Source organism: Parvibaculum sp. (assembly GCF_049671045.1).
Lineage (GTDB): Bacteria > Pseudomonadota > Alphaproteobacteria > Parvibaculales > Parvibaculaceae > Parvibaculum.
In genome coordinates this window covers 1-26,968 of the sequence record NZ_JBATUH010000094.1, presented here as the reverse complement: position 1 = coordinate 26,968, position 26,968 = coordinate 1, and the positions used below count along the sequence as shown (strand labels likewise).

Annotated in this window: 21 protein-coding genes and 1 other RNA gene; 15 read left to right on the top strand and 7 right to left on the bottom strand. The window is 65.3% G+C overall.

The annotated features are described in order from the left end of the window. Positions 1-22: 22 nt before the first annotated feature. Complete coding sequence (locus WBG82_RS10665; protein WP_424424509.1) at positions 23-1,051, bottom strand: Fe(3+) ABC transporter substrate-binding protein; 1,029 nt, start codon at positions 1,049-1,051, stop codon at positions 23-25. Between the two features lie 115 nt (positions 1,052-1,166). Between WBG82_RS10665 and ssrA the strand changes: the two genes are divergently transcribed. The 5 genes from ssrA to WBG82_RS10640 all read left to right on the top strand — a co-directional run bounded on the left by ssrA (position 1,167) and on the right by WBG82_RS10640 (position 4,870). Beyond that, positions 1,167-1,521: a transfer-messenger RNA gene (ssrA, locus tag WBG82_RS10660) on the top strand. Positions 1,522-1,548: 27 nt separating this feature from the next. Further along, entirely contained in the window at positions 1,549-2,433 is an 885-nt protein-coding gene (locus tag WBG82_RS10655) for a metal-dependent hydrolase (RefSeq protein ID WP_424424508.1), read from the top strand. 154 nt (positions 2,434-2,587) lie between these two features. Continuing rightward, complete coding sequence (locus WBG82_RS10650; protein WP_424424507.1) at positions 2,588-3,061, top strand: SspB family protein; 474 nt, start codon at positions 2,588-2,590, stop codon at positions 3,059-3,061. Between the two features lie 124 nt (positions 3,062-3,185). Then, entirely contained in the window at positions 3,186-4,577 is a 1,392-nt protein-coding gene (gene fumC, locus WBG82_RS10645; protein ID WP_424424506.1) for a class II fumarate hydratase, read from the top strand. Positions 4,578-4,636: 59 nt separating this feature from the next. Further along, positions 4,637-4,870 carry a ribbon-helix-helix domain-containing protein gene (locus WBG82_RS10640; RefSeq protein ID WP_424424505.1) on the top strand — a complete coding sequence of 78 codons (234 nt, stop codon included), beginning with the start codon at positions 4,637-4,639 and terminating at the stop codon, positions 4,868-4,870. 42 nt (positions 4,871-4,912) lie between these two features. On the opposite strand, the gene WBG82_RS10635 is transcribed toward WBG82_RS10640, so the two are convergent. After that, the gene (locus tag WBG82_RS10635; protein WP_424424504.1) at positions 4,913-8,440 is read right to left on the bottom strand and encodes an AsmA family protein; all 3,528 of its coding nucleotides are present in this window, start codon (positions 8,438-8,440) and stop codon (positions 4,913-4,915) included. Between the two features lie 30 nt (positions 8,441-8,470). Between WBG82_RS10635 and WBG82_RS10630 the strand changes: the two genes are divergently transcribed. The 6 genes from WBG82_RS10630 to WBG82_RS10605 all read left to right on the top strand — a co-directional run bounded on the left by WBG82_RS10630 (position 8,471) and on the right by WBG82_RS10605 (position 13,405). Then, the gene (locus tag WBG82_RS10630) at positions 8,471-8,854 is read left to right on the top strand and encodes a DUF4169 family protein (protein ID WP_424424503.1); all 384 of its coding nucleotides are present in this window, start codon (positions 8,471-8,473) and stop codon (positions 8,852-8,854) included. A 110-nt stretch (positions 8,855-8,964) separates the two neighbouring features. Continuing rightward, positions 8,965-9,591 carry a TetR/AcrR family transcriptional regulator gene (locus WBG82_RS10625; protein ID WP_424424502.1) on the top strand — a complete coding sequence of 209 codons (627 nt, stop codon included), beginning with the start codon at positions 8,965-8,967 and terminating at the stop codon, positions 9,589-9,591. A 4-nt stretch (positions 9,592-9,595) separates the two neighbouring features. Next, a complete protein-coding gene (locus tag WBG82_RS10620; RefSeq protein WP_424424501.1) occupies positions 9,596-10,558 on the top strand; it encodes an HlyD family secretion protein in 963 nt (320 codons plus the stop codon). Between the two features lie 4 nt (positions 10,559-10,562). Continuing rightward, complete coding sequence (locus WBG82_RS10615; RefSeq protein WP_424424500.1) at positions 10,563-11,510, top strand: ABC transporter ATP-binding protein; 948 nt, start codon at positions 10,563-10,565, stop codon at positions 11,508-11,510. 6 nt (positions 11,511-11,516) lie between these two features. Next, positions 11,517-12,656: an ABC transporter permease gene (locus tag WBG82_RS10610; protein WP_424424499.1), complete on the top strand. Its 1,140-nt coding sequence runs from the start codon at positions 11,517-11,519 to the stop codon at positions 12,654-12,656. An 86-nt stretch (positions 12,657-12,742) separates the two neighbouring features. After that, positions 12,743-13,405: a DUF1345 domain-containing protein gene (locus tag WBG82_RS10605; RefSeq protein WP_424424498.1), complete on the top strand. Its 663-nt coding sequence runs from the start codon at positions 12,743-12,745 to the stop codon at positions 13,403-13,405. A gap of 3 nt (positions 13,406-13,408) precedes the next feature. On the opposite strand, the gene WBG82_RS10600 is transcribed toward WBG82_RS10605, so the two are convergent. After that, on the bottom strand, positions 13,409-14,797 hold the full coding sequence (locus WBG82_RS10600) for an FAD-binding oxidoreductase (protein ID WP_424424497.1): 1,389 nt from the start codon (positions 14,795-14,797) through the stop codon (positions 13,409-13,411). A 76-nt stretch (positions 14,798-14,873) separates the two neighbouring features. Here WBG82_RS10600 and WBG82_RS10595 point away from each other — a divergent pair, with 76 nt between their 5' ends. Then, positions 14,874-15,359 (top strand): thioesterase family protein, encoded by a 486-nt coding sequence (locus WBG82_RS10595; protein ID WP_424424496.1) that lies wholly within the window; start codon positions 14,874-14,876, stop codon positions 15,357-15,359. Here the strand turns inward: WBG82_RS10595 and WBG82_RS10590 are convergent. After that, positions 15,337-16,635, bottom strand: a complete 1,299-nt coding sequence (locus WBG82_RS10590; protein WP_424424495.1) for a chloride channel protein — start codon at positions 16,633-16,635, stop codon at positions 15,337-15,339. The genes WBG82_RS10595 and WBG82_RS10590 overlap by 23 nt on opposite strands. Before the next feature lie 179 nt (positions 16,636-16,814). On the opposite strand from WBG82_RS10590, the gene WBG82_RS10585 reads away from it, so the two are divergent. Genes WBG82_RS10585 through WBG82_RS10575 form a run of 3 tightly spaced genes read left to right on the top strand, consistent with a single transcriptional unit; the run spans position 16,815 to position 21,937 of the window. Then, complete coding sequence (locus tag WBG82_RS10585) at positions 16,815-19,145, top strand: ATP-dependent helicase (protein WP_424424494.1); 2,331 nt, start codon at positions 16,815-16,817, stop codon at positions 19,143-19,145. A 2-nt stretch (positions 19,146-19,147) separates the two neighbouring features. Continuing rightward, on the top strand, positions 19,148-20,077 hold the full coding sequence (locus WBG82_RS10580; protein WP_424424493.1) for a 50S ribosomal protein L11 methyltransferase: 930 nt from the start codon (positions 19,148-19,150) through the stop codon (positions 20,075-20,077). Positions 20,078-20,122: 45 nt separating this feature from the next. Continuing rightward, the gene (locus WBG82_RS10575; RefSeq protein WP_424424492.1) at positions 20,123-21,937 is read left to right on the top strand and encodes an aminopeptidase P family protein; all 1,815 of its coding nucleotides are present in this window, start codon (positions 20,123-20,125) and stop codon (positions 21,935-21,937) included. A gap of 157 nt (positions 21,938-22,094) precedes the next feature. On the opposite strand, the gene ligA is transcribed toward WBG82_RS10575, so the two are convergent. From ligA to WBG82_RS10560, 3 genes are read right to left on the bottom strand one after another with little or no spacing between them, the layout of a single operon-like run. Next, complete coding sequence (gene ligA / locus WBG82_RS10570; protein WP_424424491.1) at positions 22,095-24,215, bottom strand: NAD-dependent DNA ligase LigA; 2,121 nt, start codon at positions 24,213-24,215, stop codon at positions 22,095-22,097. Then, positions 24,212-25,891: a DNA repair protein RecN gene (gene recN, locus WBG82_RS10565; protein ID WP_424424490.1), complete on the bottom strand. Its 1,680-nt coding sequence runs from the start codon at positions 25,889-25,891 to the stop codon at positions 24,212-24,214. The genes ligA and recN overlap by 4 nt, the downstream gene beginning before the upstream one ends. 12 nt (positions 25,892-25,903) lie before the next feature. After that, entirely contained in the window at positions 25,904-26,788 is an 885-nt protein-coding gene (locus WBG82_RS10560) for an outer membrane protein assembly factor BamD (protein ID WP_424424489.1), read from the bottom strand. Between the last annotated feature and the right edge of the window lie 180 nt (positions 26,789-26,968).

Below are 26,968 nucleotides of genomic sequence, written 5' to 3'. Positions count from 1 at the left end.
GCGCACGCAAGGCTTCCCTGTATCAGCTATCGAACTCCACTTTGTCGACGAGCTCGCTTGCCTGCTTGCGATGCGCGGAAATTTCGGTCAGCGCAACCGGATCGACCTTGAGGGGCCCGAGCGCCTCGATCAGCGGCGCGATCCTGACGCCCTGCTTCACGGGATACTCGAAATTGGCTTCCGCATAAAGAGCCTGGCCCTCATCCGAGACGAGGAATTCGAGAAGCGCGATCGCCTCCTCCTTGTGCGGCGCATGTTTGGCGAGCGCGGCGCCCGACACGTTCACATGCGTGCCGCCCTTTTCGAAGGTCGGCAGCACGACATTGATCCCGTCGCCCCAAGCCTTCTGCTCCGGCTTGCCCTTGCCGCTGCGCATCAGCCCCACATAGTAGGAATTGCCGATGCCGATGTCGCAGATGCCGCCGAGAATGTCGCGGGCGATGTCGCGGTCGCCGCCGCCGGGCTTGCGCGCGAGATTGGCCTTCACGCCCTTGAGCCAGGTTTCGGTCGCGGCCACGCCGTGATGCGCGATATGGGCGGCGATCAGCGCCGTATTATAGGGATGCTGGCCCGAGCGCATGCAGATCCTGCCTTTCCATTTCGGATCGGCAAGTTCCTCGTAGGTGATTGAAGTAAGCGAGGTGAGCGATTTCGACGCATAGAGCACGCGGGCACGCGAGGAAAGCGCGAACCAGTTGCCGCCGGCGTCGCGCAGATTGGCCGGGATCGCGGCCTCGAGCGTTGCCGATTTCACCGGCTGGGTCACGCCCTTGTCGGCGAGTTCGATGAGGCTTCCGACATCGACGGCCATCAGAAGATCGGCGGGCGAGTTGCGCCCCTCGGCCGCGACGCGCTCGGCAAGCCCCTCCTTCATGAAGACCGTCTTCACCTTGACGCCGGTCTTCTGCGTATAGGCCTTGAGCAGCGGCTCGATGAGCCCCGCTTCCCGCGTGGTGTAGATATTGATCTCGCTCGCATGGGCGGCACCCGCAATGAGGCTGGCGGCGGCGGCTGCAAGCGCGAATAGGCGAAGGCGGCGTCTGATCGTCATCTCGTCCTCATTTTCGGGGGAATCGTGCCCCGGCAGCGTTCTTGGCGCGGCACTCTATTGGTGGTGAGAATGATTATCAAGAACAACCGCTATTTCCTGCCGGCCTGCGACCCCATGCCTTTATTTCGGCGGCGCCACTCCCTATATTCACCCCGTCGGCTTCGGCCGACTATGGCGATAAACGGGCTGTGTAATAAGCCATTCGGACCCGGGGGCGGTACCCGGCGCCTCCACCAGTTTCCCCTGTCGCGGCAGGGTCCATTGGGGGCGAAACAGGATCGACGAGGGTGTAAAGACAGTGCTTTTGCCCGGCATGGTTCCGCCGTTATCGGGCCGTCTTATAGTTGCCAACGACAACTATGCTGAGGCTGCTCTCGCTGCGTAATGCAGTGCCAGCACTTCAAATCAAGCCCTTGCTCCTAGCAGGGTAAGGCGGGGTTCGGGGGTACCTGGCAACAGAAACCCCCACTTCCTTCGCCGACGGGAGCTTCCCTGTCATGCCGAGTGCCGATCCGGGGGCTGATGAGCGCCCCTCCATAGAGCCGCGGAACATCCATTTCGATTTCGACGCGCGCCTGCCCGTCAACTGGCATTCGGGCGATCCCGCCATCGGCCATTTCTATGACGCGCTTTCCCTCACCTTTCCGGAGGGCGAACGCTTCTTCATCGAAAGCGTGCGCCGCTTCGCCGACCGCATCGAAGATCCGGCGCTGAGGCGCGACGTGCGCGCCTTCACCGCGCAGGAGGCGACCCACTCCCGCGAGCATTCCGCCTATAATCATCTCCTTGGCGCGCGAGGCATTCCGGTCGAGCGCTTCGAGCGCCTCATGCGCCGGGCGATGCGAGTGTCGCAGCGCTGGATTCCGCCGAAGACGCAGCTTGCCGTCACCTGCGCCTATGAGCACTACACCGCGCTCTTTGCCGAATCGATCCTCGGCGACCCGCGCGTCATGGCCGGGGCGCACCCGCTCTATCGCGATCTCTGGCGCTGGCATGCCATGGAGGAAGAAGAGCACAAGGCCGTCGCTTTCGATGTCTATCGCACGGTCGCTCCCGGCCTTTCCGGCTATCTCCGCCGCGTGCTCGCCATGGGCGTCGCGACCGTCGATTTCATGATCGCCATTCCGCTCCTTCAGGCGTGGCTCATGGCGATGAGCGGCGAGTTCTGGAACCTTCGTTCCTGGATGCGCGCCTTCCGCCACCTCTGGATTTCGCCGGGCGTCTGGCGGCGCGTCATGTTCGGCGTGTTCGCCTATCTGGCGCCCGGGTTCCATCCCTCGCGCCGCCGCCTCGCGCCGGAAGTGCTCGCCTGGCGCGCGCATTACCGCGCCACGAAGAACAGGACAGCGGAAATGAGTCCGGGCCTTTTCGGCGAAGGCTGAAAGCGCATCGCGGACTTGCGCGCGGCGCCCCTTTGCATCAGGAATGCCGCCTGCGCGTTTCCGCTGGCCATCTGGACCTAGCGGGCAAACGCTGATTGAATCATGACAATGCGCCCGGCTGCCCGAGTCGGGCCAGTTGCGTTGGGAGACGAGCTTGGCCGAAGATCTGATGCGGTACGACCTGATGGCGCAGGAAGCGCTGCGAGGCGTCATTCGCCGCGCCCTCGAAGTTGCGCAGAAGAAGGGTCTGCCCGGCGAGCACCATTTCTACATTTCCTTCCGCACGGATGCGCCGGGCGTGGAAATCTCGGAAAAGCTCCGCAAGCAATATCCCGAAGAGATCACCATCGTCCTCCAGCACCAGTTCTGGAATCTCGAAGTGCGCGAGGACGGCTTCTCCGTCGATCTCACCTTCAACAAGATCCCCGAAACGCTCGTCGTGCCCTATTCGGCCGTGCAGGCCTTCTTCGACCCGAGCGTCCAGTTCGGCCTTCAGTTCGAAGTGGCAAAGCCCGAAGGCGCGCCCGCCCCTGCGGAAGCGCCGAAGCCCGCGCCCGAGAAGGGCGAGCAGCCTTCATTGCCGGGCGATTCCGCCGTCGTCAGCCTCGACGCCTTCCGCAAGAAATAGCCGCCTCCGCCTGGCCGGAGACCGCGCCGGGCCCCCGCCCGCCGCGCGGGCGCTCCTTGGCCCCGCCTCCCGCGCGTGCTAAATCAGCGCCAAATTCGAATGGCCTGTAGAGGGAGAGCGCGAAATGACGAAGACCCGGACGGAAACCGATACATTCGGCCCCATCGAAGTTGCGGCCGACAGGTATTGGGGTGCGCAGGCGGAGCGCAGCCGCGGCAATTTCAGGATCGGCTGGGAAAAACAGCCGCTTCCCGTCATCCGCGCCCTCGGTATCGTCAAGCGCGCGGCCGCCGAAACCAACATGGCGCTCGGCAGGCTCGATCCCAAGATCGGCGAGGCGATCGTCAAGGCCGCGCAGGAAGTGATCGAAGGAAAGCTCGACGACCACTTCCCGCTCGTCGTCTGGCAGACGGGTTCGGGCACGCAGTCCAACATGAACGCGAACGAGGTCATCTCGAACCGCGCCATCGAAATGCTCGGCGGCGAGATGGGCTCGAAAAAGCCCGTTCATCCGAACGATCACGTCAACATGTCGCAATCGTCGAACGACACCTATCCGACGGCCATGCATGTCGCCTGTTCGGAAGAGATCGTTCACCGCCTCATCCCCGCGCTCCAGAAGCTGCGCAACGCGCTGAACGACAAGGCGCAGGCGTGGAAGTCGATCATCAAGATCGGCCGCACGCACACGCAGGACGCAACGCCGCTCACGCTCGGCCAGGAATTTTCGGGCTACACCCAGCAGATCGAGAACGGCATCGCGCGCATCGAGCAGACGCTGCCGATGCTGATGCAGCTCGCGCAGGGTGGCACCGCCGTCGGCACCGGTCTCAACGCGCCCGTCGGCTTCGCCGAGAAGGTCGCCGAGCGCATCGCCGCCATCACCGGCCTGCCCTTCACCACGGCGCCCAACAAGTTCGAGGCGCTTGCCGCACATGACGCGATGGTCTTCAGCCATGGCGCGATCAACACGGTCGCCGCTTCGCTCTTCAAGATCGCCAATGACATCCGCTTCCTCGGCTCGGGCCCGCGCTCGGGCCTTGGCGAGCTTGCGCTGCCGGAAAACGAGCCCGGCTCGTCGATCATGCCGGGCAAGGTGAACCCCACCCAGTGCGAGGCGATGACGCAGGTTTGCGCGCAGATCTTCGGCAATCACGCGACGCTCACCTTCGCGGGCAGCCAGGGCCATTTCGAGCTCAACGTCTTCAACCCCGTCATGGCCTACAACTTCCTCCAGTCCGTGCGCCTGATGGCGGATGCGGCGGTGAGCTTCACCGACAATTGCGTCGTCGGCATCGTCGCCCGCGAGGACAATATCAAGGCGGCGCTCGATCGTTCGCTGATGCTCGTGACCGCGCTCGCGCCAAAGATCGGCTATGACAACGCCGCGAAGATCGCCAAGACCGCGCACAAGAACGGCACCACGCTTCGTGATGAAGCCGTCGGCGGCGGCTATGTCACGAACGAGGAATTCGACGCCATCGTCCGGCCCGAAAAGATGATCGCGCCGGAGTGACCTGACCAAATCATGCCATCCCGGCCTCAGCGCCGGGATGGCATCCGAAGGATCGGCGCATGCCCGCAGAGATCAAGCGCTCCGTCACCATTGCCGGCCATCGCACCTCGATCTCGCTCGAACGCCCCTTCTGGGACGCGCTGAAGGAAATCGCCTGCTCGCAGGACGTATCGGTGAACGAGCTTGTGCGCCGCATCGACGAAGCGCGCGACAGCGATGGCAATCTTTCAGGCGCCGTCCGCGTCTATATTCTCGCGCATTTCAAGACTAAGGCCGCCTCCTGCGCGACGTGAACGCATGGCGCCCCAGCGCTTCCACCAAATGTGGGAGATGCTCTAGTTCAGCGACGCCTTGGGTTCCGGCCGCGCCATGGGCAACGGAACGCCTGCCGCTGCCGGGGCCTTGTTGGCAGCCTCATCCGCGCCAAGGCCGATGAGCTTCTTCAACTCCTTCGGGATGAACTTGAGGCCCGCCTTCTCGGCCGTCTCCTTGAGGAGCCGTGTCGAGACAAAATTCTGGAGCGCCGCCGTGTCGATGCGCCGCTCGATGGCGCCGGTCTTGCCAGCGGCTGTGATCGTGAAGGCGGGCGCGCCTTCGGGATCGGCGAGCGTCACCTCCAGCTCGCTGTCCGCGGCGAGCCGCGCCAGATCGAACATGGCGGCGAGTTTCGCCGTGCCGCCCTTGAGTTCGAGCCCTTCCTTGCGGAAGCTCACGACCGCATCCTTCATCGTGAAGTCGCCCTCGAGGCCGCTGACCGGCGTATTGCCCTTACCGAAAGCGCTTTCCTGCAATGCGGCAAACTCGTCGAGCGAGCGGAGCTTCTTCAGCCCGTCGCTGAAGGCAGGCAGGTTCATGGGCGTCAGCCCGGCGCTGCGCGTGCGAAACGAACCCGCGCCGGACACGGACGAGATGAGCGCGAGCCAGCTCCGCCCCTGCCCTTCGAGTTCGGCATTGATGTCCATCCTGCCCGTGCCGAAGGACGCGCCGAAGACTTGCGGCCCGACAAGCGCCATATCCGCTCCCTCGACGACGATATTGAGCCCGATGCCGGGCTCGCCCGAGGCGCCGCCCTCGAAGCGCGCGCCGATGGTGGCGTTGCCATCGGCAAATCTCGCCTTGAAGGGCGTCGCCGAAAGCACGCCCTTGGCGAGCGAGAGGCGCATGTCGCTCTTGTCGAGGCGAAGCGTGCCGAGTTTCAGCGTGCCGGCCTTCAGCGCCACATCACCATCGAATGTTCCGAGGACGGACCAGTCGAGCGGCGCGGCCGGCCATGTCGTGCGGTCCGCCTCTCCGGCCGAAGCCAAGACGGGCGTGAGGTCGATCGCATTCGCTTCGAGCTTCGCGCTCAGTTGCGGCAGCTTGTCCTCGCCGCCCGCGCCATAAGTCGCATCGCCTGAGAGGTGAAAATTTCCGGCCACGGTTTCGAGATTGGTGAGCGCGAGCGCCGCGCCATCCGCCTGCACATCGGTCGAGAGGACGAAGCTCGGCCCCCCCGCCTGCGCGACCGCGAAGGACGAGACCGCGGGAGACGCCCCCGCCGCGGCGAGAACCGACGTCATGGCCGAGGCCGAAATATCGACATGGCCAGCAAAGCTCGGCGTCCCCAGCGGATCGGTGAGCGCGCCCTTCGCGACGAGCGTTCCTTCGCCCACATTGACGCGCAGCGCGGTGTCGTATGGCTTGTCCGCCGCGCCGCTCAGCTGCAGCGACATGGTGCCCGCACCCGTCAGCCCGTCGCCGGGCTTCAATCCCAGAAGCCGCAGGAGCGCCCGCCCGTCGCCATTCATGGCGTTGGCGATGAGGTCCGCGCGGTCGACATTGCCGTCGGCGGTGCGCCCGCGCTTCAGCACCGCGTCGACGCGGCTCGAGCCGATCGCGCCTTTGACGACGATAGTGTCGAGCTTGGCCTGGCTATCCACCGCCTCGCCGGCCGTGCCGTCGAAGGCAAGCTGAACCGGCCCCTCGATGCCGGGCGCCGCGATGCCCGCGAGCCTGAGAAGCCCGTCGGCCTTCTCCGCGTCGATCGTGCCGTGGAAATTGCCCTGCAGCGCGGCGAGCCTCGCCGCCGTCATGCCCTGCACGGTTCCGGCAAATGCGATCTTCGCCCCGGCGAGATCGGCGGCATTGAAGCGGCGCACTTCGAGCCCGCTTGCCGTCATCGCGGCGGAGGCATCGAGCCCCGCCACCGTTTCACCGGCGATGGTGAGCCTGTCGGCCGTCACCGTCAGATCGGCGTCGCTGCCATCGAGAAGGTCCGGCAGTTTCGGCCCATCCTGCGGCCAGAGCGCGATAAGCGGATCGAGATCGAACTTCCCTGCCGCGAGCGTGCCGCTGACCTGCCTGCGACCATTGACCCCGGCGAAGGAAAGATCGCCCTTGAGCGCGGCGGGCTCCGGGCGCGCTGCATAGGCCGCCCTGAGATTGCGGAAGTCGAGACGGTCGGGCGTGAGCCTCACATCGGACGCGATCGAGAAAGGCCGGCCCGGCTCCTTCGCCAGCACCTGCGGCACTTGCGGCGCTTGCGAGGCGGGCGCGGCGCCATCGGCCTTCCTGTCGCCGGGCTCGACATGGAGCGAGGAAAGCCAGGCCGAGAGCGATGCGAGATTTCGGCTCGTCACGCCGACCTTGCCTTCGAACTGCCCCTCGCCATCATCCTGCTGCAGCGCGCCGCTCAGCTCGAACTGCGTGCCGCCGCCGATATCGCCCGCAGCGCGGCCGATGGTGAGCTTGCCGCCGCGCAACGAGAGATCGAGCACCGCCTCCTTGACGAGCACGTCATGGACGAGGAGGCCCGCCACGCGCACATCCGCATCGGCGTCGAACCATTGCGGCACCGGAAGGCCCGCCAGCGCCCCGAGCGGCACCTTGCCATCGGCGGCGAATTCCTCGAGGCGATCGACCACCGGATCGAGTGTCAGCGCCTCGCCCGCAAGGCTGAGCGACGCCTTCGGCCGGCCCGACCAGTCGGCCTTGCCCTCGCCCTTGAGCGTCGTCCCCGCCATGGCGACGACGAGATTGCGGAAATTCGCGCCATCTCCGCTCGCGACGACACCGGCCTCGACCCTGAACGGCGCATGCGCCTTCTGCCCGCCATCCGTCTTCGTCGTCCCGATCTCGAGGCTGCCCGTACCATCGATCCGCGAGGCCGACGAAAAGCCGGTCGAGACACCGGAAAAAAGCACCTTGGCGGGGGCGGCGCGGCTCTGCAGTTCGGCGGTTATGGGGAATGCTCTGTGGCCGGAGAAATTTCCGATGGCGAGCCGGAGCGCGAAAGGCGCATCGGCGACATCGAAGGCGAGATCGGCCCGCATCGGCCCCATGAGCGAGGTTGCGATCACGGCGCCTTCCAGATGGTCGACCCGCCAGCTCCGCCCGTTGCGATGGTCGGAATAGGTGATCGTGCCGTCGATGAACGACGCTTTTTCAAGGCTGACCGAGGAGAGGCCGAAAAAACCGTCCTCCTGCACCGGCCCGGAGACGAGCCCCTGCCAGTTTCTGGTTCCATCGGCCAGAACCTCGAAATGGATCTGCGGACGCGACACGGTCACGCTGGTGACGCTGATCTTTCCGCTGAGAAGCGGCGCGAGCGCGACCTCGGCGTCGATCTGTCCGAGGCGGGCGAAGTCGGAATTCTCCGCGCCGCCGAGATTGGCGAGCGAAACATCGTTGAGCGTGAGATGGGGCGCCGGCAGAACGACGAAGCTGATGTCGCCTCCGATCCTGAGTTCGCGCCCGGTGAGCTTTCCGCCCTGCGCCTCGATCTCGTTGCGGAAGCTGTTCCAGTCGATGAATGTCGGCCCCACCAGCGCCGCGATGAGCAGAACGACGATGATCGCTGCAATGGTGGACAGGACGGAATTCAACTCTATCTCCGGGTATCGGCGAAAACGGGCGTGGCGGCGAAAGCGATTTCACTCCGCCGGGAGTTTCTCGTCGTCCGGTGTTCGCCTAGACTCCGGCTCGGCGTAGAAGAAACGTTCTGGCGTAGATTGCTGCCAATTTGCGGGCAAATTATGGTTTCAGATAACGGCAATATCATAGACCTGTCCAAATTACGTAAAAACGAACGCGACGAGAAGAAGCGTCGCGAACGTGCCGAAAAGGAAACGCGCGCCGCGGCCAATCGCGTGCGTTTCGGCCGGACCGGGGCCGAGAAGCGAAAGGCGAAGCTCGAGCAGGAGCGCCAGTCGCGCCTCCATGAGGGAAACCGCCTCGAGCGCAAACCCGCCGCGCCGGATGACGACGACCTTACGCCGCCCGAAGGCTCGCAGGGATAGTTCGCCCCCTCCGCGCGCCCCTGCACATTCGCAAATTCGAGAACACCGGCCCTTGCGCACTCGTTCGCCCTGCTGTAACTTACTAACCAGTCAGTCATTAGTGAGGCGCCATGGCCCATCCAAGCAAGCGCCGGCGACGCAAGGAGGCCCGCCCCGCCGAAATCATGGCGGCGGCGCTGACGCTGTTTTCCGAGCGCGGCTTCGCGGCGACCCGCCTCGACGACGTGGCCGAAACCGCTGGCGTCAGCAAGGCGACGATCTACCTCTATTTCGACAGCAAGGTGGAACTCTTCAAGGCGATGGTCCGCGAGATCGCCTCGGCGCGGATCGGCGCCGCCGAGGCGCTGGTCGAGGGCTTCGAGGGCCCGTCGCCCGAACTCATCCGTGGGCTGATCGAAGTCCTTTCCGGCATCGTCGCCGTTCCGCAGATCCGCGCCATCATGAAGGTCGTGCTCGCAGAAGCCGGAAACTTCCCCGACATTGCCGCCTTCTACCGCGATGAAATTGCGCTTCGCGGCCTGAAGAGCGTTTCGCGCATCATCGAGCGCGGCATCGATCGCGGCGAATTCAGGCCCTGCGATCCCGTCGCCACGGCGCAGAGCGTCATCTTCCCCATTCTCATGAATGCGCTTGCCGGAGAGATTTTCGGCGCGATGAAGGAATTCGACGCCGCGAAATTCACGAGCAGCCATCTCGATTTCGTCCTGCGCGGCCTCGCCGCCGATGGAGGGGCCTGAACCCATGCGCCTCACGCCGATCCTGACGATATGCGCGGCAGCTCTTCTGCTGACCGCCTGCGAGCGCCGGCCGGAAGGAAGCTATCAGGGCTATGCCGAAGGCGAATATGTGCGCGTGGCGCCCATTGACGGAGGCACGATCGACGCCATCCCCGTGCAGCGCGGCGACAAGATGGCGGAAGGGGCGCTCCTCTTTCAGCTCGACCGGACGGCGGAGGTCGCGGCGCAAGCGCAAGCCGCGGCGGAACTCGGACGCGCGAAATCTCAACTCGAAGACTTGTCGAAGGGGCTGCGCGCGCCGGAGCTCGACCAGATCAGAGCCGCAAGGGCGAACGCCGCCGCGACATCCGAAAAGACGAGGCTCGATCTCGTCCGCGCGGAAAAACTCTACGCGAATGGCAATGTCGCGAAGGCCGCGCTCGATGCCGCCCGCGCGGCGCATGACGCGGCGACGGCCGCCGTGCGCGAACTCGATGCCAAACTGACGACAGGCAAGCTCGCCGCCCGGCAGGACCAGATCGACGCCGCAGCCTCCGCCGTGGCGGCGGCGGAAGCCGCGCTTGCCCAGGCGAACTGGCGGCTCTCGCGGCGCGAAGGCTTTGCGCCCCAGGGCGGCGTGGTGGATGACGTCTATTTCCGCGTCGGCGAATTCGCAGGCCCCAGCCAGCCCGTCGTTTCGCTGCTGCCGCCGGAGAACATCAAGATCCGCTTCTTCGTGCCGGAACCCGAGCTTGGCCGCGTGCATGTCGGCGACAAGGTGCGGCTTGCCTGCGACGCCTGCGCGGACGGGATCGAGGGAACGGTGCGCTTCATTTCCCCTCAGGCCGAATTCACGCCGCCCGTCATCTATAGCGAGCAGACGCGCGCGAAGCTCGTTTACATGGTCGAGGCATGGCCAGACCGGACGCCGGAAGCCTTCCATCCCGGCCAGCCCGTCGGCGTGACCCTGATCCCGAAGCCGGAATGAAACGATGGCAACCGCAGCCGGTAACGATCTGGCGATCGATGTCACGGGGCTCACCAAGAGCTTCGGCCGGCGCAAGGTCGTCGACAATGTCGACATGCAGGTGGCGCGCGGCGAGATCTACGGCTTCCTCGGCCCCAATGGCAGCGGCAAGACCACGACGATCCGCCTTCTTTGCGGCCTGCTCACGCCTGATGCCGGCCGCGGCACATGCCTCGGCTATGACATTCTGACCGAAAGCCCGAAGATCAAGCGCGAAGTCGGCTACATGACGCAGAGGTTCAGCCTCTATGAGGATCTGAGCATCCGCGAAAATCTCGACTTCGTCGCGAGCATCTATGGCGTGCCCGACAGGCGCGATGCGGTCGAGGCGACGCTTGCAAAGCTCCGTCTGACGGCCCGCGCCGACCAGCTCGCGGGCACGCTTTCCGGCGGCTGGAAGCAGCGCCTCGCCCTCGCCTCCAGCATCATGCACAAGCCGAAGCTGCTCCTTCTCGACGAGCCGACCGCGGGCGTCGATCCCAAGGCGCGCCGTGAATTCTGGGACGAGATTCACACCCTTGCCGAAGGCGGCCTCACCGTTCTCGTCAGCACGCACTACATGGACGAGGCCGAACGCTGCCACAAGATCTGCTATCTCGCCTATGGCCACCTCCTCGCGCGCGGCACGGCGGCGGAGGTCATCGCGAAGTCAGGCCTTGCGACGTGGAACGTCTCCGGCACCTCGCTGAAGCGCATCAACCGCCTCGCCGCCGAATTGAGCGGACGCGACGGCATCGACATGGTCGCGCCCTTCGGGCCGACATTGCATGTGAGCGGCCTCGACGCCGCGGCTCTCGAGCGCGCCATCGCGCCTCATCGCCACGATCCGGATCTCGCATGGCGCGCGGGCACGCCGACACTCGAGGACGTCTTCATCCTGCTCATGAAACGCGCACCGGACAATTTCGAGTGAACGGATATGCTGGGTGATCGCTTCAACACCGGCCGGTTTTCAGCCCTGATGCGCAAGGAATTCATCCAGATGCGGCGGGACCGGCTCACCTTCGCCATGATGGTCGGCATACCGATCCTTCAGCTCATCCTTTTCGGCTATGCCATTAACTCCGACCCGAAGCATCTGCCCACCGCCGTCTTCGCGCAGGATCACTCGATTTTCACGCGGAGCATCTTCACCGCGCTGGAGAATACGGGCTACTTCCGCATTGTAAGCCGCCCGGAAACGGCGGACGAGGCCGAGAAGCTCCTGGCGCGCGGCGAGGTGCAGTTCGTGATCGAAATCCCGCCGGATTTCTCGCGCGACCTCGTGCGCGGCGCCAACCCCGCGCTCCTCGTCGATGCCGATGCGACCGATCCCGCCGCAACCGGAAACGCGATTTCCGCCGTAAACCTGCTCGCCGCCCGCGCCATCGAGCGCGACCTCACCGGCCCACTCGCAAGCCGCAGGCAGGGCGCGCCGCCCTTCTCGCTGATCGTGCACCAGCGCTACAACGCCGAGGGGCGCACGCAATACAACATCGTGCCCGGCATCATCGGCGTGATCCTGACCATGACGATGGTGATGTTCACCGCGCTCGCCATGACGCGCGAAGTCGAGCGCGGCACGATGGAAAACCTGCTCACCATGCCTGCACGGCCGCTGGAAGTGATGATGGGCAAGATATTTCCCTATATCGCGGTCGGCTACATGCAGACCGCGCTCATCCTCGGCGCCGCGCGCTGGCTCTTCGACGTGCCGATGGAAGGAAGCCTCGTCCTTCTCTCCGCCGTCGTGCTCCTCTTCATCGCGGCCAATCTCGCCGTCGGCTTCACCTTCTCGACGCTCGCGCGCAATCAGCTTCAGGCCGTTCAGATGGCGGTCTTCTTCTTTCTGCCCTCGATCCTCCTTTCCGGCTTCATGTTTCCCTTTCGCGGTATGCCGCAATGGGCGCAATGGATCGGCGAGCTTCTGCCGCTCACGCATTTCCTGCGGATCATTCGCGGCATCCTGCTGAAAGGAAACGGCGTCGCCGATATCCGCGCCGATACGGTCGCCATCGCCCTCTTCCTGCTGGCAGCAACCCTCATCGCGCTCAACCGCTATCGAAAGACGCTCGACTAGCGCCTGTGCGCACCCCATACGGACTTGCCGTCGGGACCAAATTGGACGCTAGATGGGGTACGGACAATCCTGCCCGAGGAAATCCGATGCTCGGTTCCATTCGCCGCCACGCGCTCCATCATGGCCGGTTCTACTTCGCAAGCCTTGTCGGCCTCGCTGTCTGGCTCTCGATGTCACAGACGGCCGATCTTCCGATCCGCTTCTCGCTCGCGGGCGATGCGGCCTTTCTCGTCTATCTCGTCCTCACCGTCGCCTTCATGATCCGCCTCACGCCGGAACATTTGCGGCTGCGTGCCGGTTATGAAGATGAAGGCATCGGCCTCATCGTCGCCATCACGCTCGTCGCGATCTTCCTCAATATCGGAATGATCTTCCTGCTGCTCAATCGCGGAACGGGCGTCGGCTTGCCGGAACTTCTGCTCACGCTCGGCGGCATCCCGCTCGGCTGGGCGACGCTTCATGTGGTCATGGCCTCGCATTACGGTCATCTCTTCTATTCATCCGCCGATGGCGAGGCGAAGCACCGGCAGGACGCGGGCGGGCTCGCCTTCCCCGGCACGAAGGAGCCGACCGCCTGGGATTTCTTCTATTATTCCTTCGTCGTCGGAATGACGGCGCAGGTGTCCGATGTGCAAGTCTGCGCGACGCATATGCGCCGCCTCACCCTCGGCCACGGCGTCGTCTCGTTCTTCTACAACACGGTGCTTGTCGCCCTCGCCGTCAACATCATCGTGACGTTCGTGCGTTGACCGTCAGAGGGTGAACATCTTTCCGGGATTGAGGATGTTCAGCGGATCGAGCGCCTGCTTGATCGCGCGCATGACGGCGATGCCTTCCCCATGCTCCGCCTCGAGGAACCGGATCTTGCCCTCGCCGATCCCGTGCTCGCCCGTGCAGGTGCCGTCGAGCGCGAGCGCGCGTTCGACCATCCGGTCATGTATGCGCCTCGCCTCGGCCATCTCCGCCGCGTTCGACGGATCGACGAGCATGATGAGATGAAAATTCCCGTCGCCGACATGGCCGACAATGGGCGCGACGAGCGGCGAAGTGGCGAGATCGGCCTTCGTCCCCGCCACAGCCTCGGCAAGGCGCGAAATCGGCACGCACACATCAGAGATCATGCCCTTCTTTCCGGGCCGGAGCGCGAGCGCCGCATAAAGCGCATTGTGACGCGCCTCCCAGAGCCGCGTCCGCTCCTCCGCGCGCGTCGCCCATTCGAACGCGCCGCCGCCATTGTCGCGCGCGATTGCACCGAAGCGTTCCGCCTGCTGAACGACGGAAGCCTCGCTGCCATGAAATTCGACGAGCAGAAGCGGCGTTTCCGGGAGGGTGAGTTTCGAATAGCGGTTGCAGGCCGCTACCTGCACCTCGTCGAGAAATTCGATCCGCGCCACCGGAAGTCCGGACTGGATCGTCGCGATGACGGCGTCGATCGCGCCTTCGAATGCCGGGAAGGACACGATGCCCGACGAAATCGCCTCGGGTATGCCATAAAGGCGGACGGTCAGTTCGGTGATGATGCCGAGCGTGCCCTCCGAGCCGACGAGCAGGCGGGTGAGATCATATCCCGCCGCCGATTTCCGCGCGCGCCGCGCCGTGCGCACGATCCGCCCGTCGGCCATGACGGCGGTGAGGTTCAGCACGTTTTCGCGCATGGTGCCGTAGCGCACCGCATTGGTGCCCGAGGCGCGCGTCGCCGCCATGCCGCCAAGGCTCGCATCGGCGCCGGGGTCGATCGGGAAGAAAAGCCCGGTATCCCGCAAATAGGCATTGAGCGCCTTGCGCGCGACGCCCGCCTCGACATGCGCGTCGAGATCGGCGGCATTGACGGCGATGATGCGGTTCATGTGGCTGAGATCGAGCGACAGCCCGCCATGAGGCGCGGAAATATGTCCTTCGAGCGAGGTGCCGGTGCCGAACGGGATGACCGGAAAGCGATGGCGCGCGCAGATCCTGACGGCGGCCGAAACTTCCTCTGTCGTCTCCGCGAAGAGCACTGCGTCCGGCGGAACGCAGGGATGCCAGCTTTCGTCGCGCCCATGCGCTTCGCGCACAGCCGCCGATGTGACGAGCCGCTCGCCCGCAAGCGCCCGCAACTCTTCTATCGCGTCCTGTCGCGCTTTTTCCCCGGCACGGGCCATCGCTGCCTCTTGATCTCCAACCTTTCTAAACTAGCATGCCCCCGCGTCGATGATAACGACACCCGAGAGAGGAAAGATGACGAGCCCTGTCGAATGCCCGCCGCGCAAGGTCGAAAAAACCTGGGTGGATCTCAATGGCCATATGAACATGGCCTATTACCACCTGCTTTTCGATGAATCGCTGGGCAAGCCCTTCGGCGATCTGGGCATCGGCTGGGAGTACACGCAGGAAGGCGAAGGCACGACCTTCACGGTCGAGGTGCATGTCTGCTACCTCAACGAGCTGATGGAGGGCGATCCCGTCCGCATCACCTATCAGCTTCTCGACTGGGACGAAAAGCGCGTCCATTTCTTCGGCCAAATGTATCACGCCGAGAAGGGGTATCTCGCCGCGACATCCGAGCAGATGTGCGTGCATGTCGACATGAAGACGCGGCGCATCTCGCCCTTCTCCGAGGCGCATCAGGCAAGGATCGCCGCCATGATGGAGGAGCATCGCGCGCTCCCCCGCCCCGTTCAGGCGGGCCGCGTCATCGGCATCAGGCGGAAGACGGTGGCCTAGGCAGGAAGTTCTTCGAGAGGGCGTGATAGACGCCCTCCCGGCAGATCAGCCGCGATGTACCCTGCGCGATCAGCGCCGCGAGCATCAGCGGCACCAGAAGCTCGTGATTATCCGTCATCTCCGACACGATGACGAAGCCCGTGATTGGCGCCTGCACGACGCCGGTGAAATAGGACACCATGCCGAGCAGCACCAGCGCGCCAATCGGCGTTTCGGGAAAGAGCCGCGCGATCTCGGAGCCGACGCCCGCGCCGACGGAAAGCGACGGCGAGAAGATGCCGCCGGGCACGCCGCAGATCGAGGAGAAGACCGTCGCCAGCATCTTCAGCGGCGCATAGGCGACCGGCAACGCCTCCTGCGCATGCAGCGCGGCCTTGGCCTCGGCGTATCCCGTCCCGTGTATGGCGCCGCCTGAAAGAAACCCGCACAGCGCCACCGCCATGCCGCAGCCGATGGCGAAGAGGATGGGCCGCGACCTGATCCACCGCCCGGCGCGGCCCGGGAGCCCGGCGCCGAAGGCAATGAGGATGCGCGCGAAAAGCCCGCCCATGAGCCCGCCTGCGACGCCGCAGACAGGCACGACGAGCCAGTCGCTCCAGTTCTGGAGCACGGCCTCCGTCGTGCCGAAATATGTGTAATTGCCGAGGATCGCCATGGAGGTGACGCCGGCCGCGATGATCGTGCCGATGATGAGGCCGCTCGTCCGCGTCTCGAAGGAGCGGCTCATCTCCTCGATGGCGAAGACGATGCCGGCAAGCGGCGTGTTGAAGGCAGCGGCGACGCCCGCCGCCGAGCCCGCGAGAATGAGGCCGGATTGATGGCGCCGCGAAACGCGCCCCAGCGCGAACATGAGCGAGGCGCCCACCTGCACCGAAGGGCCCTCGCGGCCGGTCGAAGCGCCCACGAGCAGCCCCAGAAGGGTCAGCAATATCTTGCCGATCGCGATGCGGACGGAGACGAGCTTCCCGCGCTCGGCCGGATCGCTCAATGCGCGCGCGGCGATCGCCTGGGGAATGCCGCTGCCGCCCGTATTCGGAAAATAGCGGTTGGCGAGATAGGCGGTGAGGCCGAAGCCGAGCGGCGTGACCAGATAGACGGCCCATGGCGCCGCCTCGCGCAGCCGGTGAAAGGCGAGCATGGCCCGATCGGAGAGCATGGCCAGCGCCACCGCCGCCGCGCCGACCACGAGCCCGCCCGCGATGAAAATCAGCCTCCGCTGCCAGCGGCGGGACTGGACATAGAAATTCCGCGAAAAGCGGGTCGTCACAAGGGCCATCAGGGCGGCCTTCCATCGGGCTTGCAGGCAGGAGCCACAGCCTCTATCTATCGGCAACGCGGCGCGAAACCAAGCCACCACGGCAAAAAGGCGCGGAATTCCGTACCGAATCGGGCACGATCCTCGTGCTATACTCGCCCGCACACGAACCCGCACCCGTACCCTCTGGCACCGGCGAGATGACGAGCGACCCCTTCGACCTTGGGTCCATTCCCGAAGAAACGACTGCGCGCACGACGAGCGCGGCGGCGCTCGCCGGCATGCGCGCCCCCTATCTGGAGGGGCTCAACGAGGAGCAGCGCTCGGCCGTCGAGGCGCTGGACGGCCCCGTCCTCGTGCTCGCGGGCGCCGGGACCGGCAAGACCCGCGTGCTGACCACGCGGCTTGCCCACCTGCTTGCCACGCGCCGCGCCTGGCCGGGCCAGATTCTCGCCGTGACCTTCACCAACAAGGCCGCGCGCGAAATGAAGGAGCGCATCGGCCACCTCATCGGCGGCGTCGTCGAGGGCATGCAGTGGCTCGGCACCTTCCATTCGATCGGGGCGAAGATGCTCCGCCGCCATGCGGAGCTTGCGGGCCTCAGATCCGATTTCACCATTCTCGACGCCGACGACCAGATCCGCCTCATGAAGCAGATCATCGAGGCGGAAGGCATAGACGAGAAGCGCTGGCCCGCCCGCCAGCTCGCCACCCATATCGACGGCTGGAAGAACCGCGGGCTCACCCCCGGCAAGGTGCCCGCCGGAGAGGCGCACGCCTTCGCCAATGGCAAGGGGGCGGAGCTCTATCAGGCCTATCAGCTGCGGCTGAAGGTGCTGAACGCCGCCGATTTCGGCGACCTTCTGCTCGAGCCGTTGCGCATCTTCCAGGAGCATCCCGAAATTCTCGCCGAGTATCAGGATCGCTTCCGCTTCATGCTTGTCGACGAATATCAGGACACCAACGTCGCGCAATATCTCTGGCTCCGCCTTCTCGCGCAGAAGCACAGGAACATCTGCTGCGTGGGCGACGACGACCAGTCGATCTATGGCTGGCGCGGCGCGGAGGTCGACAACATCCTGCGCTTCGAGAAGGACTTTCCGGGCGCGAAGGTGATCCGCCTCGAACGGAACTATCGCTCCACGCCGCAAATTCTGGGCGCGGCCTCGGGCCTCATAGCCGCCAACGAGGCGCGCCTCGGCAAGACGCTCTGGACGGATGCCGACGAGGGCCAGAAGGTCAAGGTATCGAGCTATTGGGACGGCGAGGAGGAAGCGCGCAACATCGCCGAGGAAATCGAGCAGTTGCAGCGCAAGGGGCACATGCTCCACGAAATCGCGATCCTCGTGCGCGCCTCCTTCCAGATGCGCGAATTCGAAGACCGCTTCATCAATCTCGGCATTCCCTATCGCGTCGTCGGCGGCCCGCGTTTCTATGAGCGCGCCGAAATCCGCGACGCGAACGCCTATCTGCGCCTCGTCGCACAGCCCGACGACGATCTCGCCTTCGAGCGCATCGTCAACAAGCCGCGCCGCGGCCTTGGCGACGTTGCCTTGCAGACGATCCGCCAGCTTGCGCGCGCGCAGGGCGTGTCGCTGATGCGCGCCGCCCGCGCGCTCATCACGGCCGAGGAGCTGAAGCCCGCGCCGCGCCGGGCGCTGACGGGTTTCGTCGAGATGGTCGATCGCTGGCGCTCTCTCGTTCCCGGCATGCCGCATACGGAGCTTGCCGAAATCATTCTCGACGAGTCGGGCTACACCGAAATGTGGCAGAATGACAAATCGGCGGATGCGCCCGGCAAGCTCGACAATTTGCGCGAGCTCGTGCGCTCGATGGAGCATTTCGAAAGCCTTGCAGGCTATCTCGAACATATTTCGCTCGTAATGGAGATCGAGGCGCAGGAAACGGGCGACAAGGTAAACCTGATGACGCTGCACAGCGCCAAGGGCCTTGAATTCGACACGGTGTTCCTGCCGGGCTGGGAGGAAGGGCTTTTCCCGCACCAGCGCGCGCTCGACGAAAGCGGCGTCGCGGGCCTCGAGGAGGAACGCCGCCTCGCCTATGTCGGCCTCACCCGCGCGCGCAAGCAGGCGCATGTCTCCTTCGCCGCCAACCGGCGCGTCCACAATCTCTGGCAGAGCGCCGTCCCTTCGCGCTTCATCGACGAGATGCCGCAGGAACATCTTGAGGTCACGCAAAGCGCGATGGGCGCATCGAGCTATCAAAGCTATGCGCCAAGCCGCTTCGCGCAGGATTTCGCGCAAGGGAGCGACTATGCGAGCCCCGGCTGGAAGCGCGCGCAGACCATGGCGCGCACCATGTCGAAAACGCGCGCGCCCGATCTCGAGGTTCACGCCGATCTCGTCGCGACGAGCGATCCCGCCGCCGCGACCTATCGCCGGGGCGAGCGCGTGTTCCATCAGAAATTCGGCTATGGCGAAGTGGCGATGATCGACGGCAACAAGCTCACCGTCGATTTCGACAAGGCCGGCCGCAAGAAAGTGATCGACAGCTTCCTCGAACGGGCCTGACCATGGCCACATGGAAACTGTCCTTCATCGTTCCCCACTACGCGGCGGACGGTTTCGCAGATGCGCTGGGCGCGGCCTTCGAGCCCGAGGCGCTCGCCGTCTCCACCAGCGAGGCGAATGAAGGCGCGGCAACGCTCGTCCAGACATCGTCGGAATGGAACGAGGTCGTCGCGCATGGCGACTGGCGCATCGAGGTGCTTTACGCCGACGCGCCGGACATGGGGGCGATACGCACCCTCATTGCCCCCATCGAGCATGAAACGGGTGTCGACGTGGCCGAGCTCGCCATCGAGCAGATGCCCGAGATCGACTGGGTGACGAAATCGCTCGAAGGGCTCGATCCGGTTCAGGCCGGGCGGTTCTTCGTCCATGGCAGCCACGACGCCGACAAGGTTCCCGCCAGCGCGATCCCCATCCTCGTCGATGCGGGCCAGGCTTTCGGCACCGGCCACCACGAGACGACCATGGGCTGCCTCGAATATATCTCCGACATCGTGCGGCAAGGTGTGAGGCTCAACGCCCTCGACCTCGGCACGGGAACGGGCGTGCTCGCCATCGCGATCGCAAGGCTCGCCCGTTGCGCCGTGCTCGCAAGCGACATCGATCCCGTCGCGGTCAGAACCGCGCGGGAGAATGCGCGCAAGAACGGCGTTGGCTCGTTCGTGGCCGCCGTCGCTGCCGCGGGCTTCGGCCACCCCGCGCTCGCGGCGCGTGCGCCCTATGATCTCATCGTCGCCAACATCCTTGCCCGCCCGCTCGTCTCGCTCGCTCCCGCCTTCCGCGCCCATTTGCGGCCCGGCGGCACGCTCGTGCTCTCCGGCATCCTCCGCATACAGGAGGCCATGGTGACGAGCGCCATGCGGGCGCAAGGTCTCTACCTCCGCTCGCGCAAGCCCATGGGCGACTGGGTGACGCTGCGAATAGAGGGTTAGCCGATCCCCGTTGCCGCCCGCGCGCGCAGGACATACATTCCTTTCATGTTCCAGACCTTCGACGACACGGCCGACCCCACCCTCGGCATCGAACGCGCCCGACGCCTCCGCGAAGAGCTGAAGCGGCGCGGCCTCGATGGCTTCCTCATTCCCCGCGCCGACGAACACCAGGGCGAATATGTGCCGCCCCATGCCGAGCGTCTGCGCTGGCTCACGGGCTTTTCGGGCTCGGCGGGCATGGCGATCGTGCTTCTCGACAAGGCGGCGATCTTCGTCGATGGCCGCTACACCTTGCAGGTTCGCGCGCAGGTCGATGTGGCGACCTTTCAGCCCCATCATCTGGTCGAGGAGCCGCCGGCGCGCTGGATCGAGCAGAACCTCGCGAAGGGCGCAAGGCTCGCCTACGATTCATGGCTGCACACGGTCGATGCCGTGGCGCGCTACAAGGTGGCGGCGGAGAAGGCCGGCGCGACCCTCGTCGCGGTCGACGGAAACCCGCTCGATGCCGTCTGGGTCGATCAGCCCGAGCCGCCGGCCGCGCCGGTCACGCCGCACCCGATCGGGTTCGCGGGCGAGCCCGCCGCCGAAAAGATCGGCCGGCTGACGAGCGCCCTCATGAGCGACGATGTCGATGCCGCCATCCTCACCATGCCCGACTCGATCGCCTGGGCCTTCAACATTCGCGGCGCGGACGTGCCGCACACCCCGCTCCCCCTCTCCTTCGCGATCCTCCATGAGGACGGCACCGCCGATCTTTTCATCGACGAGCGGAAAGTCGGGCCTGACGTCCGCGCGCATCTCGCGCCCGTTGCGCGGCTGCATCCGCGCGAGGCGCTCGGCCACGCGCTGAACGAGCTTGGCGCGAAGAAGGCGACCGTTCTCATCGATCCCGCAACCTGCGCGGCATGGATCCATGACCGGCTGAAGGCCGCGGGCGCCGAGGTGAAACGCGGCTCCGATCCCTGCGAACTGCCCAAGGCGTGCAAGAACGAGGCGGAGATCAAGGGCACGCGCGCGGCGCATCTGCGCGACGGGCGCGCGCTGACGAAGTTTCTCGCATGGCTCGGCCGCGAAGCGCCCAAGGGCGGCGTCGATGAAATAGCGGCGGCGAAGACGCTCGAAGCCTTCCGCGCCGAGACGAACGAGCTTCGCGATCTGAGTTTCGATACGATTTCCGGCGCGGGCGCCAATGGCGCCATCGTGCATTACCGCGTGACGACGGCGACCAACCGCCCGCTCGAACGGGGCGAACTCTTCCTCGTCGATTCGGGCGCGCAATATCTCGACGGCACCACCGACGTGACGCGAACCGTCGCCATCGGCGAGGCATCGCCCGAGCAGCGCGACCGCTTCACCCGCGTTCTGAAGGGGCACATCGCCATTGCGACGGCTCGCTTCCCGGAAGGCACGTCCGGCGCGCAGCTCGACGCCTTCGCGCGCATGGCGCTCTGGAAGGCGGGCCTCGACTACGACCACGGCACGGGCCACGGCGTCGGGTCATATCTCTCCGTACACGAAGGACCGCAGCGCATCTCCAAGCTCGGAACCGTGCCGCTCAGGCCCGGCATGATCGTCTCGAACGAGCCCGGTTACTACAAGACGGGCGCATATGGCATCAGGATCGAGAATTTGCTGGTGGTGACGCCGGCTTCGATGATCGATGGCGGCGAGCGGCCGATGCTCGGCTTCGAGACGCTGACGCTCGCGCCCATCGATCTCAACTGCGTCGAGCGCGCGCTCCTCACGCAGGAAGAAGCCGACTGGCTCAACGCGTATCACGCCCGCGTGCGCGAGGCGCTGGCACCCGGCCTCGATGCGGCGACGGCCGCGTGGCTCGAAGGGGCGACCCGCGCGATCTGAGCGCTCGTGCCTGGGCTCCGCATGGCGGATGAGTCGAGAGCTGTTCCACAATCTCCGCCGTCACCCCGGGCCCCAGCTTCTGCACTACGCAAGTCGCAAAGATGGATGCCGGATCAAGTCCGGCATGACGGATGAACCGGCAGCCCATCGCCGAAGCTCACTGGCTGCCCGCCATCTCCATCCATTCATCTTCGCTGATGACCTCGATGCCGAGTTCCGTCGCCTTGGCGAGCTTCGACCCGGCGCCGGGTCCGGCGACGACGAGATCTGTCTTGGCGGAGACGGAGCCTGCCACTTTGGCGCCCATCTGCTCGGCGCGCGCCTTCGCTTCCGAGCGCGTCATGCGCTCGAGCGAGCCGGTGAAAACCACCGTCTTGCCCGCGATGGGCGAAGTTGTTTCCTGAGCCGGCAAGGGAATGGCGCGAACGCCCGCCTTGCGCAGCGCGGACAGCACTTCGCGATTGTGCTTCTCGGCGAAGAAATCGACGACCGCTTCGGCGAGCACCTCGCCCACGCCGTCGATCGCATTGAGTTCGCGCCATGCCTCGCTGTCGTGATCGGCCGCCTTTTCCATCTGGTCGACGAAATGCTCGAGCGTGCCATAGCTCCGCGCAAAGAGGCGCGCCGTCGTCTCGCCCACATGGCGGATGCCGAGCGCGAAGATGAAGCGGTCGAGATCGACCTCGCGGCGCAGATTGATCGCGCGGAAGAGATTGCTCACCGAGGTTTCGCCCCACCCCTCGCGGTCTTTCAGCTTCTTCAGGCTCTTCTTGTCGCGCTCCTCGAGCGTGAAAATATCGGAAGGCTGGGCGATGAGCCCGTCCTGATAGAAGCCGGCAATCTGCTTTTCGCCGAGCCCTTCGATGTCGAAGGCATTGCGCGAAACGAAATGGCGAAGCCGCTCCATCGCCTGTGCCGGGCAGATGAGGCCGCCCGTGCAGCGGCGCACGGCATCGACCTTGCCGGTCTTCTCGTTCATCTCGCGCACCGCATGGCTTCCGCATTCCGGGCATCGATCCGGAAAATGGAACTTGTGGGCGCCCTTCGGCCGCTTCTCCTCGACCACGCTCACGATCTGCGGAATGACGTCGCCCGCGCGCTGGACGACCACCGTATCGCCGATGCGTATGTCCTTGCGCTCGATCTCGTCTTCATTGTGGAGCGTCGCATTGGAGACGACGACGCCTCCGACCGTCACCGGCTTCAGCCGCGCCACCGGCGTCAACGCGCCTGTGCGGCCGACCTGAATGTCGATGCCTTCGAGCACGGTCATCGCCTTTTCGGCCGGAAACTTGTGCGCCAGCGCCCAGCGCGGCGAGCGCGAAACGAAGCCCAGCCGCTGCTGCCAGTCGAGCCGGTTCACCTTGTAGACAACGCCATCAATGTCGTAGCCGAGACTGGCGCGGTTCTCCTCGATCTCGTGATAGAAGCCGAGCAATTCATCCGCCGATGTGCAGACGCGGAAGAAGGGGTTCACATGAAAACCCCAATGCTGTAAGCGCTCGATCATGCCCGAATGCGTGCCGGCCGGAATTTCGGTCGCCTCGCCCCAGGCATAGGCGAAGAAGCGCAATGGGCGCGAAGCCGTCACCCTTGGGTCGAGCTGGCGGAGCGAGCCCGCGGCCGCGTTGCGTGGATTGGCGAAGGGCGGCCGCCCCGCCTCCGCCTGCCTTTCGTTCAGCTTCTCGAAGTCGGCATGGCTCATATAGACCTCGCCGCGCACCTCGAAGACATCGGGAATGTCGCGCCCCTTGAGCGTCTCCGGCACATCGACGATCGTTTTCAGATTCTCCGTGACATTCTCGCCCTCGCGCCCGTCGCCGCGCGTCGCGCCGAGCACGAACCGTCCCTGCTCATAGCGCAGCGCGGCCGACAGCCCGTCGATCTTAGGCTCCGCCGTCACGGCAAGTTCGACACCGTCCGTCAGATTGAGGAAGCGGCGGACGCGCGCCCAGAATTCGGTGACGTCCTCGTCCGCAAAGCCGTTCGAGAGTGAAAGCATCGGAACCTTGTGGACGACCTTGCCGAAGCCTTCGGCGGGCGCGATGCCCACGCGCTTCGAGGGGCTGTCCTCGCGGATTAGTTCCGGATAGCGCTTCTCGATCTCCTCGTTCCGCCGGCGGAGCGCATCATATTCGGCGTCCGATATCTCCGGCGCGTCCTTCTGATAATAGAGCTTGTCGTGACGCGCGATCTCCCCGGCGAGCCGCTCCAGCTCCTCCGCCGCTTCCTCGAAGGTCAGTTGCCCCGCGGGCTTGTCATTGGCATGCGCGCTCACGGACCGTTCTCGATCAATCGGTCGGCGGCGGCCCGCGCCTCATCGGTCACAGTTGCGCCCGCCAGCATGCGTGCGATCTCCTCGCGGCGATCCAGATGATCGAGCACATCGACGCGGGTTGCGACGCGCGCATTCCTGGCTTTGGTTTCCCCGCCCTTGGAAATTCGCAAATGATGGCGCGCCAGCGCCGCCACCTGCGGCGAATGCGTGACGACGAGCACCTGCGCGGTCCTGGCAAGTTCCGCGAGGCGCCGGCCCACCGCTTCGGCGACAGCCCCGCCGACACCGGCATCGACTTCATCGAAAATGAGCGTCGGTGCGCTGCCGCGGGAAGCGAGCGCCACCTTGAGCGCGAGCACGAAACGTGAAAGCTCGCCGCCCGAAGCGATCTTGATGAGCGGCCCGAGCGGAGCGCCCGGATTGGTCGAAATGAGGAAGGACACTCGGTCGAGCCCGTCCGGGCCCGCATCTTCCGCCGCGAGCACATTGACCTCGGTCCTGAATGTCGCCTTGTCGAGCTTCAGCGGCTTCAGCTCGCGCGCAACCGCCTGATCGAGCTTTGCCGCCGCCTTGATGCGCTGGGCGGAAAGTGCCTCCGCCGCCTTGAGATAGGCGGCGCGCGCCGCATCGGCCGCCTGCGAAAGCCTCGCAAGCTTCACCTCGCCGCCTTCTATGTCCGCAAGCTGCTCGCGCAGCCTGTCGGCAAGGGCGGCAAGATTGTCCACGGCGACATTGTGCTTGCGCCCGGCGGCGCGCAGCGCGAAGAGGCGCGTCTCGGCCTTCTCGAGCCGCGCGGGATCGAATTCGAGAGAGCGCATGGCACGTTCGATTTCATCGCGCGCCTCCGCCGCCTCGACCAGCGTGCGGTCGATCGCGGCGATGGCCTGATCGAGGCGCCCGCCCGCCTGCTCCGCCACGCGGGAAAGGCGCCGCAATGCCTGATTGAGCCGCGCCTCGAGGCCGCTATCGCTGGAAATCGCGTCCGCCGCCTCGGCAAGATCGCCCGCGATCTTTTCCGAATGCATCATGAGGGCGCGTTCTTCGGCGAGCTTCGTTTCCTCGCCGGGCTCCGGCGAAAGTTCGTCGAGTTCACCGACGACATGCCGCAGATAATCCTGCTCTGCCCGCGCCCGCGCGAGAGAGGCTTCATGCTCGGTGAAGGCGAGCCGCGCTTCCGCCGCCGCGTTCCAGAGCCGGCGCACCTCGGCGGCAGCGGCATCGAGCCCGCCGAAACTGTCGAGAAGCGCCCGATGGCCCGATGGATCGAGAAGCCCGCGCTCGTCATGCTGCCCGTGAATTTCGACAAGCGCATCGCCCACCTGCCGGAGAAGGCCGACGCTCACCGCCTGATCGTTGATGAAGGCCCGCGTGCGCCCGTCCTTGGCCTGCACGCGGCGAAGAATGAGTTCGCCTTCCGCATCGAGCCCGTCATCGCGGAGAATGGCGCGGGCCGGATGGTCGTCCGGCACGTCGAAAACGGCGGTGACGCTTCCCTGCTCGGCGCCCTGGCCGACGAGCCCCGCATCGGCGCGCGCGCCGATGGCGAGCCCCAGGGCATCGAGAAGGATGGATTTTCCGGCGCCCGTTTCGCCCGTGAGCGCGCACAGCCCGCGGGCCAGCGCGAGTTCCAGCCTATCGATGAGGACAATATCTCTGATCGACAGCGCCGACAGCATTGAGCAACGCCTCTAGAAGACGGTGTGCCACGCCCTGCTGATCCAGGACCCCTTGTTCTCCTCGGGCTTGAGCCCCTGCCCGGCGAGGAGCGCGTAGCTGTCCTGATACCAATCGCTTCCGGGATAGTTGTAACCGAGGACTGCCGCGGCCGTCTGCGCCTCCGGCTTGACGCCGAGCGAGAGATACGCCTCGACGAGGCGGTGCAGCGCCTCCGGCACATGGGTCGTGCTCTGATAGTGCTCCACGACGATGCGGAACCGGTTGATCGCGGCGATGTAGTCGCGCTTCTTCAGATAGTAGCGGCCGACTTCCATCTCCTTGCCGGCGAGATGATCGAGCGTCAGATCGAGCTTCAGGCGCGCGTCGCGCGCATATTCGCTTTGCGGAAAGCGCTGGATGAGCGCGGTGAGCGAGGCGAGCGCGTCTTCCGTCATCTTCTGGTCGCGGCCGACGTCGGAAATCTGTTCGTAATAGCAGAGGGCGACAAGGTAGTAGGCGTAGGCGACATCCTTGCTGCCCGGATGGAGCGCGATGTAGCGCTGCGCGGTGACGATGGCGTCGTCGTACTCGTTGACCTTGTAATGCGAGTAGGCCGACATGAGCGTCGCGCGGCGCGCCCAGATCGAATAGGGATGCTGGCGCTCGACCTCGTCGAACTCCTGCGCCGCCTTCTGGTAGCTACCATCGGCGACGTAATCCATCGCCTTGTTGTAGATCTGCTCGACCGGCCTTTCCTGATAGGGAAGCTCGTCATCAGACGAACAGCCGCCGAGAAGAACGAGCGCACCGGCAAGGAAAGCGCCGATCACCGCGCTTCTCACCCGCCCCGTTTCGAGGCCGATGCCGGAAGTCGCCTTTGCCTTGGAGCCGCTGATAGTCAGAAGAGCCTCACGCATGCCGGTCAAAGTCCATTTCGTTCGGTCACCCGGCAGGATTGCCCGAAAACCGTTTTCGGGACAAGGCCATATCGAAGCGAGTCCGGAGGCTCATGGAAGCCGGCACTGGCCGCCGGCGCCCAATCGGGCCAGTGCATGTTTCTAGCCTAAATAGGGTGCGGAAACCATAGCGGGCCGGCA